The 13,723-nt window shown below is 33.6% G+C and carries 9 protein-coding genes and 2 pseudogenes; 7 read left to right on the top strand and 4 right to left on the bottom strand.

The window, feature by feature from the left end:
- Positions 1 to 596: 596 nt before the first annotated feature.
- Positions 597 to 1,100 carry an LIC10604 family protein gene (locus BW942_RS07930; RefSeq protein WP_000639460.1) on the top strand — a complete coding sequence of 168 codons (504 nt, stop codon included), beginning with the start codon at positions 597 to 599 and terminating at the stop codon, positions 1,098 to 1,100.
- Positions 1,101 to 1,767: 667 nt separating this feature from the next.
- Positions 1,768 to 2,166: a DUF3052 family protein gene (locus tag BW942_RS07925; protein ID WP_000929557.1), complete on the top strand. Its 399-nt coding sequence runs from the start codon at positions 1,768 to 1,770 to the stop codon at positions 2,164 to 2,166.
- Between the two features lie 513 nt (positions 2,167 to 2,679).
- On the opposite strand, the gene BW942_RS07920 is transcribed toward BW942_RS07925, so the two are convergent.
- The 3 genes from BW942_RS07920 to lon form a co-directional block, all read right to left on the bottom strand.
- A complete protein-coding gene (locus BW942_RS07920) occupies positions 2,680 to 3,162 on the bottom strand; it encodes a Dps family protein (RefSeq protein WP_000658301.1) in 483 nt (160 codons plus the stop codon).
- 516 nt (positions 3,163 to 3,678) lie between these two features.
- Positions 3,679 to 4,803 (bottom strand): DegT/DnrJ/EryC1/StrS aminotransferase family protein, encoded by a 1,125-nt coding sequence (locus BW942_RS07915; protein WP_000538752.1) that lies wholly within the window; start codon positions 4,801 to 4,803, stop codon positions 3,679 to 3,681.
- Positions 4,804 to 4,847: 44 nt separating this feature from the next.
- Entirely contained in the window at positions 4,848 to 7,367 is a 2,520-nt protein-coding gene (lon, locus tag BW942_RS07910) for an endopeptidase La (RefSeq protein ID WP_000398444.1), read from the bottom strand.
- A 785-nt stretch (positions 7,368 to 8,152) separates the two neighbouring features.
- On the opposite strand from lon, the pseudogene BW942_RS22085 reads away from it, so the two are divergent.
- The 4 genes and pseudogenes from BW942_RS22085 to BW942_RS22080 all read left to right on the top strand — a co-directional run.
- Positions 8,153 to 9,040 (top strand): annotated as a pseudogene (locus tag BW942_RS22085) (tetratricopeptide repeat protein); the annotation flags it as partial.
- Between the two features lie 427 nt (positions 9,041 to 9,467).
- Positions 9,468 to 9,953, top strand: a complete 486-nt coding sequence (gene ispF / locus BW942_RS07900) for a 2-C-methyl-D-erythritol 2,4-cyclodiphosphate synthase (RefSeq protein ID WP_000285623.1) — start codon at positions 9,468 to 9,470, stop codon at positions 9,951 to 9,953.
- A gap of 609 nt (positions 9,954 to 10,562) precedes the next feature.
- Positions 10,563 to 10,802, top strand: a complete 240-nt coding sequence (locus tag BW942_RS07895; RefSeq protein ID WP_000590648.1) for a hypothetical protein — start codon at positions 10,563 to 10,565, stop codon at positions 10,800 to 10,802.
- A 40-nt stretch (positions 10,803 to 10,842) separates the two neighbouring features.
- A pseudogene (locus tag BW942_RS22080) lies at positions 10,843 to 11,117 on the top strand (hypothetical protein).
- A gap of 281 nt (positions 11,118 to 11,398) precedes the next feature.
- Here BW942_RS22080 and BW942_RS07885 read toward each other — a convergent pair.
- Entirely contained in the window at positions 11,399 to 11,848 is a 450-nt protein-coding gene (locus tag BW942_RS07885; protein ID WP_001022053.1) for a GNAT family N-acetyltransferase, read from the bottom strand.
- Between the two features lie 138 nt (positions 11,849 to 11,986).
- Here BW942_RS07885 and BW942_RS07880 point away from each other — a divergent pair, with 138 nt between their 5' ends.
- On the top strand, positions 11,987 to 12,334 hold the full coding sequence (locus tag BW942_RS07880) for a DoxX family protein (protein ID WP_000719490.1): 348 nt from the start codon (positions 11,987 to 11,989) through the stop codon (positions 12,332 to 12,334).
- Positions 12,335 to 13,723: the final 1,389 nt, after the last annotated feature.

The raw sequence follows: 13,723 nt of genomic DNA, 5'->3' as shown, positions 1-13,723 counted from the left end.
TATTTACGTCAGTGATTTCGTTGAGTGTATTAATACTTCTTGAAGTGTAGGATCTTTTTCAAAGAGCCAATGATTTTAGGTGAGGGAATTTTTTTATTTTTATAAAACCGCCCGTTTTTATGTGTCCGAGTGGTAAACTATAAGAATTTAGTTTAAAGCTTAGGTTTACTTTATTATTTAGAAATTAGTAATGTAGTAGCTATTATAAACTTCAAGGTTTTATAGTAGAACTTTTAAATGTGGGAACTCCATACCATTTTAAATGCTAGTAAAAGCTGTTATAAGTCTTAAATAGACATAATTTGTGGGAGCTAACACGTTTCATCAAAAAGTTTTCTTGTAAAACAATTGTGGGAAACTACTACAAATTTACATTTTTATTAGGAATTGATTTTAAAACTTAGTGAGCGATTTTTAATAACCTCTGTAAAATTAGTACAATAAATTTTGAGACAAATTCCATTTTACGGATCTCTATCAAAATTGAGTGCCGTAAATTTTTGTTGCAAAACCCTATTTCGGCACAAAATACTGGGTATTTTATTTTATAGTTTTGAGTAAGTATAATTTTCGTTTCTAAATTTGGAGGTTTTACAATGATTTATAAAATTCTAATATACATAGCGACTTTTTTAGTTCTTTTGGTTTTGGCAATTTATGGAATTGGCGCAAGTCTGCCAATTGAACATTCCGTTTTTATGGAACGTATTTACAAAGTTCCTCCTGAAAATGTTTATTCATTAATCCGCGATTTTAAACAATACCCGTCCTGGAGACAGAACGTAAAAAAAGTAGAGGAAATTTCTTCTACTTCTTGGAAAGAAATGGATGCTCACGATGATGTGATAACTTTTTCATTCATCCAAGATCATAAAAATACGTTTCTTGAATCTAAGATTATGGATGAAGATAAACCTTTTGGCGGTTCTTGGATTTATGAGTTGAGTCTGGTCCCCGAAGGAACAAAATTAAAAATCACAGAAAACGGAAAAGTGTATTCTCCTATTTTTCGTTTTCTTTCTAAATTTGTTTTAGGTCATTCCGCGATGATAAAAGAGTATCTGGATTTTATAGATCAAAAAATTCAAAAAACGAAGTAAGAATAAAGTTTGTTGAAAAAATTAATTTTCCATTTTGTTTTATGAAATAGTTGATTGAAGTAGTTTTGTTAATCGCCGCTATGGAATTTTTTCAACAACTCTAATATAAATTTTTAACGAGAAAAATCTGCCAAACTTTGAAAAATTCTTTTGCTTTTAAATCGGAGTTTGTCTTAAAAATTAATGTGGGAACTACCATGAAAATTGAATTACGAAAAAGTATTTAAAAAACCTTTATATTTGTAATGTGACTAAATCTGTGGGAACTAACACGAATTTAAGATTTCACAGATAAGTTTTGAGAATGTAGGAACTCATACGAACTCTAATCGAGTATTTAAACATCTGTAATGTGACTAAATTTGTGGGAACTCCCGCAAATCACGATTTTACAAACAAATTCTAAAATTGTAGGAACTCATATTTTTAGAAAATTATTTCTCGTTTTCTTACGCCCTGCTCACGGTTAATTACTACGAAAACTAATCAAAATAGTACCAAAAATCAACAATGGATTTTAAGAAAATTTACAAGTTTTTGCAGATTGTGTTATTTCAAAATCTATGGATTTTTTGAAATTAAGGAAGTTAGATATTTTATTTTTTAGAAAGCACATAAAATCAAATCAGGCGCACGTGCAAGATTTGAAAATTACATAAGGGGAATTATGGCGGGATATTCAGGAAAGTCTCTGGGGGATAAACTCGGACTCAAAGCGGGAATGAAGGTATATTTTAAGAACCTTCCGGAAGAAGTTCAAAAAGAACTCAAAGAACATATTAAAGAAATAAAAATCGTCAAAACCGTAAAACGTCCATTAGAATATTTGCATATATTTGAAAAAGAAACCAAAGAATTGAAAAAACAATTTCCGAAATTAGTAGAGAATCTGGCAGAAAAAGGAATGATTTGGATTTCCTGGCCTAAAGGATCGTCAAAAGTACCGACCGATTTAAACGAAAATATCGTTCGTGAAATAGGATTAGAATTAGGTATTGTGGACGTAAAAGTCTGCGCGGTTTCGGAAATATGGTCTGGCTTAAAATTCTATAAAAGGAAAAAATAATATTCCATATATTAAAAGTTATAATTGTTCGCTCATTTATTCTGAAAAATCGGGTTGGAAAACCAAATAGAGTTTGTTTCCGGAAAATGTTTCCATTTATTCACTTCTTCTTTAGAGACGGGAAAATTTGTATAAAGAATATAGAAAGAACATCAATTCAGTCCGTAAATTCCACGATGAATTAAATGTGCAGAAAAAAACAAAAGAATACCTTTTTGAATTTACATTCATTATTGAAGTTTTCAAAAATAGAAACCCATATATTTAAATAAGATTGATTTTATTTAGACTAAGCTAATTGGGTTTCTAAAACGATCATAAAAACTCAATGGATATTTTCTAAAATCAGTAGTTCAAGAAACAGGATTAACCAGTGTTAAACGCGGGTTAGTCGTTGTGGAAAAATATTATAACATTGCAGATTTGTAATATCTTTCCACAAAATAAAGCGACTTTTGCAACTTATTGAATAGATACAACTTCCATTGAAATCGAAAAATTTTCGTTACAATTTTAAGTGTTATCGACGAATAAAAGACTACGAAGCATCCAAGCCGTTTTTTCATGTACTTCTAATCTTTGGGTCAAAAGATCTAAGGTCACTTCGTCTCCACCTTCGTCAGCAGCAGGAAGTAAAGAACGAGCGGTTCTAATAACGGTTTCATGACCGCTAACCAAATGACGAATCATATCATCCGCGTGAGGAACTCCACCTTCTTCATGAATCGAAGTCAACTTTCCTAATTGATGAGAAGAGCTAGGTGCGTAAAAACCAAGAGCACGGATCCTTTCAGCAATCAGATCGATAGAAAGCCAGAGTTCGTTATATTGAGTTTGAAACATCTGGTGAAGAGTGTTAAATTGTGGACCGGTGACGTTCCAGTGATAACTATGCGTTTTAAAATATAAAATGTAAGTATCAGCTAAAAGTTTTTGCAATCCCGAGTTGATTGCTTCCCTATTTTTTTCGGATATTCCTATATCTATTTCTTTCATATACAAATCCCCCTGTTTATAATAGACCGAAAACATAAAAGAACAAGAAAAAACTTATCACTTGTCCAAAAACATATTTCAATCCATCGGTTGTTCACTGTCATATTTTAGAGTTACCGGTCAAAAAAAGTTTTTTACTAAATAAAAAAATAACAGAAAAGTAATACTTTGTAAAAATCGGGCGTATGGTCGGTCATGTTTTATAGAACTACAAAAAAGATTTCAAAAACATCCGACCACCAGGCTCTCGGAAACTCATCATTTCTCCCCACGGGTTGAAATACAGTGGTCAATAAATTTCAAATCTTTTGAAAAATCAAAAAAATACGAGTCACAAATTTATTGACCACGCTTCGATCCTTTGCGCGGGGATTTTATAGAGAAAATGGAAGTTGAGAATGTGTCCCGAAACTCAGTTTTAATTTAACAAAAAGGTAAAACTGGCAATTCACGTCTCGCATCTATGGGTGTTCGAGCGAGTTTGGTGCTTACGTTTTTCGGGACAGATTTGGGTTTTTATTTTTTCCTAGAATTGAATGCCCGAATTGCGGAAAAAACTTCTTCCAACTCTTCTTCCTTCATATAAGGAAATAAAGGATAATTGAGGACGGAAGAACAGATTCTACCGGTTATATGTTTCTCTCCGAATTTTCCTTTGATATAAGGTTTGGCACCAGGTTGATCACTCATTGCACCTGGATAAATATTACCAAAACCGATTTCTTTTTCTTTCAGAACTTCCTGAATCATAGGGCGTTCTTCCGGAGTGGAAAGTGTAACGTTACAATAACCGTTTTCTTCGTAATCCTTAGGAGGGTGGATGACTTGAATACCTAGGTTCGGGAGTATATCATAATATTTTTGAACAGATTTAAGACGAGAAGCAATTCTAACTTCCAGATGTTTTAGGTTGAGGTTTAGAAATGCGGCCTGTAGTGTATCCAGTCTAGAATTCCAACCTACATCTCCGTAGGCGTAATGAGAAATTCTACCGTGATTGGCGAGCATTTTTACCTTATTGGCGAGAGTTTCGTCATTCGTAAAAACCGCTCCTCCGTCTCCAGCACCACCTAACACCTTTGCGGGATAAAAAGAAGTAGTAGAAATAAGAGCTTCCTTATAGATAGATGCACCTTTAAATTTTACACCGAAACACTGAGCCCCATCTTCCAACAGAGGAACTCCTTTTGACTTACAGAGTTTACGAAAATCTTCAAGACGGGACGAACCCCAGCCGTAGAGATGGACGATAATTGCCGCCTTGGGTTTGATTTTATCCAGAGCTTTTTCAAATTCAACAAAATCCATCTGAAGATCGTTCGGGTCAGTATCAACTGTATAAGGATCAGCTCCAACGTTTACTACGGATTCGAAGGTAGCCCAAAAAGTCGAATCTGGGAGAATGACTGAATCTCCTTTGCCAACACCTAACGCACGTAAAGCGAGTTGAAGGGCATCTGTGCCGTTTGCACAAGCGATAGAAAACTTAGTTTCAGTGTAGGAGGTTAGGTTCTTTTCTAAAATAGAAACTTCTTCACCGCCAATAAAACTAGCGTTTTTACTGAGAACTTTTACTTTTTCAATCCATTCTTCCAGTAAACCAGGTTCAAATCTTTTAATGTCTATAAATGGGACGCCCATTTGGCTCTCCTGAGTTAATTTATATTTAAGAATACTCTAAAATACTACTTCTTTTTTTGATTGTTTCCCTTTTGTTTAGAAAGAGACAGTTTCTGTTTTTGGGTCGTCTTTTTCTTAGGCGAAAGTTTTCTGGTCGGGTTAACAATTGATTTTAAATTTTCCCGAAAAGATGGGTTGATCTTGGAAATAACTTTTTCGTCAAACAATAATAAAGCGACTTCCTCGTAACGACTCACCGGAAAAAAATACATTCCCTTTTTTACGTAATCCGGAATCTCTTGTAGATGTTGAAGATTATCTTTTGGGTAGATGATTTTATGAATTCCCACTCTTTTGGCGGCTACGATCTTTTCGCGTAAACCGCCGATCGCAAGCACTTCTCCAGTAAGAGTGAGCTCTCCGGTCATTCCAAAACCAGACTTTACTTTTGTATTTAGAGCGAGAGAGAGAATCGCGGAGGCCATTGTAATTCCGGCAGAAGGGCCGTCCTTGGGAGTTGCTCCATCCGGAACGTGTAAATGAATCATTCGATTGTTGAATAATTCTTCTTTATATAATAAATTTTTAATATAACTCAAGGCGATGTTAGAAGATTCTTCCATCGTTTTACCGAGCATTCCCGTGAGAAGGATTCCACCTTTCCCTTTGACAAAAAGTGCTTCTATGAGAAGGGTCGCACCTCCTACCGAAGTCCAGGCTAAACCGAGGGCGGTACCAGGAACAGAAGCGCGAACCATTCTTTCGTCCGTAAATTTGGGAACGCCTAAAAAAGTTTCTAGATCTTTTTCTTGGATGATTTTAGGGAACGATTCTTTACGAACGATTTTAATTGCAATCTTACGAACCAATTTATCGGTCACTTTTTCCAGACCTCTTACTCCTGATTCTCTCGAGTAAGAATCAATCAGAGCTACGATCGCTTTTTTATCAAACTCGATACCGTAGGGAGTAACTCCGTTTTTATAGAGGACTTTTTTCCAAAGGTATTTTTGAAAAATTTGAACCTTCTCATCCGTGATATAACCGGAAAGATTGATGATTTCCATTCTGTCTAAAAGGATTCTGGAAATGGAATCTAACGTATTTGCAGTAGCAATAAAAAACACATTAGAAATATCGAATGGAAGATCTAAATAATGATCTCTGAAATTTTTATTTTGTTCCGGGTCTAAAACTTCCAAAAGGGCGGAAGCAGGATCACCTTGAATGCCTATCGAAAGTTTATCGATTTCGTCTAACAAAATGACGCAGTCTCTTTCTTTCGTTATACGAAGTGCTGAAATGATTTTGCCTGGCATTGAGCCGATGTAAGTTCTTCTGTGTCCTTTGATTTCGGCTTCGTCCCTCATACCTCCGACTGAAAATCGAAAAAATTTTCTTCCCATAGCTTCCGCGATCGATCTCGCGATTGAGGTTTTCCCCACGCCCGGAGGTCCGACTAATAGTAGTATGGTGCCTTTTTCATCGTTTTTAAGTTTTTTAACTGCTAGGAATTCTAAAATTCTGTCTTTAACGTCTTCGAGTTTATAGTGATCTTTATCTAAAGTCTTTTTAGCTTTTTCTAAATCGATTTCTCGAACTGGCGCTGGCTCCCAAGGAAGAGATTCTAAAATATCCAAATAATTTCGGATAACGTTATAATCTCCCGTATTAGGGTCCGCATAAGAAAACTTATCCAGTTCTCTGGTCACTTCTTCGATTACTTCTGGGTCTGCGTTTAGGTTTTTAAGTCGTTCTAAAAATTTTTCGTATTTCTTTTCGAACTTATCGTCCTTAATACCGAGTTCATTTTGAATCGCTTTGAGTTGTTCTCTTAAAAAAAATTGTCTTTGTTGTTTGTCTATTTTGTCTTGGATCTGATCCGAAATTTCTCTTTGAATGGATACTAGTTCGATTTCTTTCTTTAGAAAGAGAAGTACCTTTTCAATTCTAGTTTTGAGAATATTAGATTCGATTACGGATTGGTATTCTTCTTTTTCTAAATTGAGAATGGAACATACAAAGTCTGCCATCTTTCCAGGCTCATTTACGTTGAGCATGGTAAGTTTCATTTCTTCTGTAAATAGAGGATTGTTTTGTGCGAGTTCTCTAGTCATGACGAGTAAGGTTCTCATCATTGCCTTAGTGGTGTTTTTCGGAGCTCCAGGTTCTTCTTCCGGATATGAAACTCTTGCGACCAAAGGATCTTTATTTACGAAAGATTCGATTTTAAAACGGCGGATTGTGTTGACGAGTATGTTGACGGCGTTGTCTGGTAAATTCACTTTTTTTAATATTTTAGCGACAACTCCGTACTGATAGATGTTTTCGGAAGTTTCTTTTTCGTTTTCTTCGTCTTTTAAAAGAACAAGACCCAAAAAGGAGTTTCCTTTGACGGTTTCTTCTACGGCTTTTGCGAACTTACCGCTAGGAACGATCAAAGGTGTGATAATACCCGGAAATACTGGTCTAGACTTAATCGGAATTAAAAATAATTCCGGTGGCAAAATTGAATCCAATGGAATGATCGAATTTTCTTCAATTCCAGATAAATCCTCTAAAGGTTCCAAAGGACCTCCTTCCAACTGAAAACATCTCTTAATTTGTCCAGGTTCTTACAGTGGAAGAGATTCTCAAATCAAATCTGATCCGCTTTCGATCGAAAAAATTTCGAAAGGTTGGTTTTTTGAAGGATCAAGTAGAATTCATTTCTTGATTTTGAAGTGGCTGGGTCGATGTAAACTGGCTAATTTTCGCGTTTGTATTATAAAAGACTTTCTATAAAATTTAAAAATAGAAGCCCTGATTCTGTATAGGATGTCGCTTGAGTGATTTCTAACGGATTAGGAATTGATTTTATAGAAGATAATTTTTAGAAACTTTAAACTCTTTACGGTTGAACGTTCCTAAAAATAATGGTTCCCGTTTTTGATTTTCTTACTTAGAACTATATAATAAAATACCGTTAATTTTTATCGTAAAAGTCCTTTTCAGTACAAAATATATGTACTTTGTTTTATAGTAATTTAGTAATTGGACTCAATGAGCTATAAACAAAATTTTTTTGTTCTTCTTTTTTGTTTTAGAAGAAGTTCTTTATGCCCGCCTTATTCAGATCGAGAAATTTCTCTGAGCGAAATCAATCCTGGCTCAATATAAGTTAAAGAATTTTAGTGAAACTCTCAACTTAATGAATCGAGTCGGAAAGCTGACCGATTCTCAAAGAATTAGCCTTAAATTATACTCGTACTCATTCTTACTTTCAATAGAATTGTTGAAAAATTAATTCTCCATTTGTTTCTATTTTATGGAAATGGGCAATTGAAGCAGTTTTGTTAATCGGAACTAGGGAATTTTTCAACAACTCTAATTAAAAGAATATGAGAATGCTTTGGAAGAGTTTTTAAAATTTCTGCCTGATTACCTTACAAGTATGAAATTTACAATAATATTGGAGCTTGTTATTTTTATATAGGTGATTATAAAAATTCGCTTCATTATTTTAATCTTTCCAAAACAGAAAATCCGAATTATAAGATTTCGGAAAAAATTATATTCTACTTCAGAATGTGATCTCTGCAGAGAATTTGGAAAAGCTGGAATCTACTCGAGAGGATTTTCCAGATATTTTTTTAGTAGTCTTATCTGCAAGTGCTGATATATTATCGGGTGGATTTATTTTTATCTAGGTAAACCTACGTTGCGGAGGCGATCCATCTTTTTAAAAATGCAATTAAAAGTGATCCGGAATATTCTCTTTCTTACTTGTCCTTAGGTTATTTATATGATTCGAGTGGAAGCTTTAAATCTGCGATTCAGTATTACAAATCTGTATTGAAGACAGATCCTGATTATCCGGATATTTGGAACAATCTTGGGATCAGCTATTATAACGATGGACAAATAAAAAATTCAATCTCATACTTTCACAAAGCGATCCAACTCAATCTTACATTTGCATATCCGGTTAATAATTTAGGTTTTATTTATATACAAAAAGACGATTTTTCGAATGCAAAAAAATATTTTTTACGTTCAATTGGATTAAGGCCGTCAGAGCCATTTTTATTGGGAGAGACATATACGGATTTATCTATCTGCGATTATCATCTTTCGGAATGGAATACAGTAAAGGAGAATAAAAAAGATCAATCGAACTTAACTTCAATCTTTCTAGAGGGATTATTTGAGAAAGGAATTAAGGTGGAAGGCGAAGATTATAGATGTTTTTTTAAATCGAATTGATAAAAAATTATAATCATTGTTTCAAATGAAATTTCTTCTTACTCAGAGTTATAGAATGAAGTAGAGCGAATCTTTATTAAAAGCCTGTTCTGTTTGAGTGCAAATTACTGTTCTTATAAAATTGAGAGGTAACAATTTTCGCTGTAAAGCTTTGTTTCGGCGAAAATATTGGGTATTTTTGTCGTAAGTTTTGAATAAGTTCATTGTTTTTAGATTTTCTAGAAGTTTTCTTTGATAAAAGTAGAATAGAATTGTTGAAAAATTTCATAATGAAAATTAGAAAAATTGATTGAATTGTCCATTTTAATATAACGGAAACGAATGGAGAGTGAATCTTTCAATAATTCTAATAATGATTTCTTGAAAATCTATCTCTCGAGCAAGATCTGTCTTTTTATAAAAAATTAGAAAAATAAAATAAGTTAATTTAGGAATATTGAATGTATAGAATTGGAAACGGAATTGATTTTCATAAATTGGAAATCAATTTAAACAGGCCTTTGATATTGGGTGGGATAGAGTGTGAATCAGAATTTGCACTTGTTGGACATTCGGATGCTGACATCATTTTACACGCGATTTCGGATGCAATTTTAGGAGCACTTGCATTAGGCGATATTGGACAGTATTTTCCGGATACGGATCCAAGTTTGAAAAATATAGACAGTAAGATAATACTTGTCAAATGTCTAGAGCTGATGAAGGAAAAAAATTTTGATCTTGTCAATATAGATTGTACCGTAATTGGAGAAAGACCTAAGATCGCTCCACTCAAAGATAGAATTACAAAATCTTTAAGTAACTTATTGAATCTTCCTTTGGATTGTATTTCCGTAAAAGCTACAACGACCGAAAAAATGGGCGCCTTGGGTAGACAGGAAGGAATCGGAACTTTTTGTTCGATACTTTTAGAAAAGAGATCTTGAAATTTACCATTTGAAGATATGAAAATGATACCAAAAATTGGCGGTCGATTTTGTGAATATATAAACATTCTCAAAAATTGCATTCAACTCGAAGTTATCTCTTTTTTTAAAGTAGATCTTACATTTTAATTTCTAAAATAAATTCATAATATTATTGAGTAATTTAGAAATTGAATGTTATAAAAAGATATTTAAGAATAAATTAAATGTTGTGACTTATTGTTAAGCTGAGAGTTTGATAAGAAATTTAAAATCAAAATAATCCATAACGAATTTTTCTGTTAACTATAGTTTGTTAGGCGCTTGTAGATGATTACACGATTCCTCTTCGGATTTGAAATAAAATTTTATTCCTTTAAGTTTTTATCTTTTTTTACGATTTGTTTCAAAACTTAATTTTTTTATCAAAGTGTTAAGTCAAAAAGATCTTTTTCAGGCGCTGGACAGATTTTTATGATAGTAGTGTTTTATTGAATATCGGTTTTTGGAATCAATTCGTAGTCCGAACTCACGTTGAAAAAGTTTCACAATATATTTTATTCTATTTTAGATGTTCATAGAATTAGGTAGTTGCACTCACTTACATAAATTAAAACTGTGTTGGTCAAAATGATAAAAATCTTACAATTCTTACTTTTAGTTGGAATCTTGTTATTTGCCTTAAATTCGTTTTCCCAAAAAAAAGAATCCATTACCAAATGTTCTGCCTCTGCCTATTCCAGAGACGATGATCCAGCAAGAACTAATATTCGCGATTCTCCTAAAGGAAAAATTCTTACTTCTATACCCAGTGGAGCGATGTTTGAGATTATCGGTTATAGCATTTCAGATCACAAATATATCTTATAGTGCCGAGGATGAAGCAGAGGCAGTAAAACGAGGGCACAAAGTGAAAGACGGGTTTGTGCATTTAAATGGTTTTGTGGGTTGGATTTATAGTGAACGTACTGAAGTCAATTTTGAAGGAAAGGAAAAATAGATTTATATGCAACTCCTGAATATGGAGATCCGATTTTTACATACGACAACGGTGATCGTATCGCCCCTCATAGAATTACTATTTTGAGTTGTCAACGTGATTGGCTCCGTATTGATTTTGGTAGGGGCGAGAAAGAAGGTTGGGTGGATAAGTATTGCAGCAATTCTCTTAGCAATTGTAATTAGAAAGATTCTTTCGACAAGACGTCGCAGAATTGATCGTCTAACATGAATTTAACGATATAAGAAAATCTCATGATTTTTAAAATGTGGGAACTACCACAAAAAAATTTTTATCGCAAAGTCCTGTGTCTTTAGTGAAAAATGTTAGGACTTTGCTATGTAAGTCTGAATTAGAATCTTTGCAAAAGACGATTCGATATGATTTCTATTCAACTTTTGAAATGGACTCTAAAAAGTTTTAGTTATGTTTGAAGATAAAATAAAAAATTCTTGAAACGGCTTTTTCAAGACTCGGGAACTTCAAAACTAAAACTTTCAAAAACGTCAATCGGAGCTTTTTTATAAATTAAAGCATCTGAACCGTCTTCGTAATAATGTTTTCTTATATGAATTCTTTGGAACCCACAGGAATCATACAAAGCGATCGCAGGATAATTTGTAGAATCAACTTCAAGAAAAAACGTTTTTTCTTTTTCGGAATTTAAAAGAAATTCTAAAATTTCTTTTCCGATCCCTTGTCTTCTTTTACGGTACGAAACCGCGATCCGAAAGATTTCGATTTCTTCGCCTATCATCTTGTAGAGGATGTAACAAAGGTCAGTCGAACCGATACCGGAAAACTCCTCAAGATGGGAGTATAACATTTCTTTTGTCCAGGCTCGGCTACCAAAACAATTTTCTTCTAAGTTGAAAAGCCAATCTAAGTCGGTTTTATTGAGAATTTTTATGTTCAAAGTGGAAACTCATTTGTATTTTTTTATCAAATTATAGTTGCAGAACTTAAATATTCAATCAAGATTCAAAACTTAACTTTCGGATAAAATGACCGATTTTGGAAATTCAAATCTGAAAGAAATGATTAAGGAGTTGCTATGAAAAAAATTGGTAAAATTATATACGCGGTTCCATTTGCGATTTTCGGGTTATTTCATTTTATTTCGGGGCCCGCGATGACAGGAATCGTTCCTTCTTACATTCCTTTTCCGATTATTTGGGTCTATATCACCGGATTGGCGTTGATTGCGGCTTCGGTTTCTATCATAACAGGAATCAAAACACATTTGGCTACCGTACTTTTAGCGGTTCTTTTAGGAATTTTTGTCGTTTTGGTACATCTTCCAGGCGCGGCCGCAGGCAATCAGGCTTCTACTATGGCCCTTCTGAAGGATGTTTCTCTTTTAGGGGCTTCTCTTCTAATTGCAGGAACTGTTAAGGATTGATTTATATTACAAAAAATAAACGAGTTGAGTAAAGTGTGGGAACTACTACAAAATAAATTTTTCGGGAGTTGTAGTAACTCCCGTTTTAGATAAAAATTACGAACCAAACGCGGACGATTTGCTTGCAAAATTTTTCCATAGAGAAAGCCAGCGACCGCGTTTGGAACTCAATATTTCTTCCTAAACGTAAAAATAAAATATTCTAATTTCGCCAGACATTTCGATCAAAATAAGATTTTCGGGATTTTATAAGTATTCTGTTTTCAATTTGGCGAGAATTTTTACTACAACCATCAATGTGGAAAATGACAGGATATAAATGAATTTTAATTCGATGAGGTCGTAGAACGGCGATTTCACGAAAAAAATTTAATTGGACTGATCGTTCTTTGGGGTTTTATAGATAGTATTTTGTTTTTTAAAAAGACTCAATTTGCAAAGCTGTTTTCGCTTTTGAATACTTAAGTATTGTGAGGAGTTCTTAAGTTTGTCTGTAAAATCAATGTGGGAACTACTGCAATTCAAAAGACGGCAGTTTACAGTATTAGTAATAGATTGTTCCAAAGCCTCAAAAAGGTATAAATAATCCTTTAGAAGTTTCTAATTAAATGTTGTAGTTCCCACAACAAAAACTGTCGTATCTAGATATTTGCAAACTTTTCAATGTCTCTTTATTAGGAAGTTTTAAGTTTTGGAACAGTTTTAAGAATTATATCATAGATTCTTGGAGATTTGCTTCTAAATGGTGATTTGCGTACTTACTTACCTATTCTGTAGCTTTCAGTAATTTTACATTTTTTTACTTCCGATTTCTTCTCGTTTAAAACGCGAGTTTGGTAAAAAATTAGAATGCCAATATTGTATTTAAAACTGTAATTTCAAAGTTTTGTAAGAGTTCCCACATACTTTATAGAAAAATTAAGCTTTCAGTTTGCCCTAAAAGCTCAAAAAATTTTACGGGATCATTCTTTAGAAATTTTTAATAAAATGCAGTAGTTCCTACAAATTAGATTGTATTTGGCAATTTGTGAACCTTAGAGGAGCTCTCATCTCGTTAGATTTTCGTAGTAGTTCCCACATTTTTGCGAAACTCAATCTCACTTCCTGAACTAATGCCTAATGCCGCTTTTTATCATAACCAACCCCACAAATAATTGGATCTCAAGATCTATCGTCGGAATTACGACAAAATCTTCTGTAAAACTTAGTTCCCGCCCCACAACGCGATTCATAAAGAGCGTTGTGCTGAGTTTTCCCTATTTTTGGGTGGTGGAGGAGGTGGAAAAGTTTTCTTTATCAGAAAAACATACTTTTTGCAAGTAAAAAGACTCATTCTTGTCGGAACACTTGAAAAATGTGCCTTTTTGAGCCCAGAACGGCGATCCATAG

Source organism: Leptospira interrogans, from assembly GCF_900156205.1.
Lineage (GTDB): Bacteria > Spirochaetota > Leptospiria > Leptospirales > Leptospiraceae > Leptospira > Leptospira interrogans.
This window is presented reverse-complemented; position numbering and strand designations above follow the sequence as displayed.

Bases quoted from the DNA above. Each gene is read 5' to 3' on its own strand.
- BW942_RS07930 (WP_000639460.1), top strand. From the start codon at position 597: ATGATTTATAAAATTCTAATATACATAGCGACTTTTTTAGTTCTTTTG.
- BW942_RS07925 (WP_000929557.1), top strand. From the start codon at position 1,768: ATGGCGGGATATTCAGGAAAGTCTCTGGGGGATAAACTCGGACTCAAA.
- BW942_RS07920 (WP_000658301.1), bottom strand. From the start codon at position 3,162: ATGAAAGAAATAGATATAGGAATATCCGAAAAAAATAGGGAAGCAATC.
- BW942_RS07915 (WP_000538752.1), bottom strand. From the start codon at position 4,803: ATGGGCGTCCCATTTATAGACATTAAAAGATTTGAACCTGGTTTACTG.
- ispF (WP_000285623.1), top strand. From the start codon at position 9,468: ATGTATAGAATTGGAAACGGAATTGATTTTCATAAATTGGAAATCAAT.
- BW942_RS07895 (WP_000590648.1), top strand. From the start codon at position 10,563: ATGATAAAAATCTTACAATTCTTACTTTTAGTTGGAATCTTGTTATTT.
- BW942_RS07880 (WP_000719490.1), top strand. From the start codon at position 11,987: ATGAAAAAAATTGGTAAAATTATATACGCGGTTCCATTTGCGATTTTC.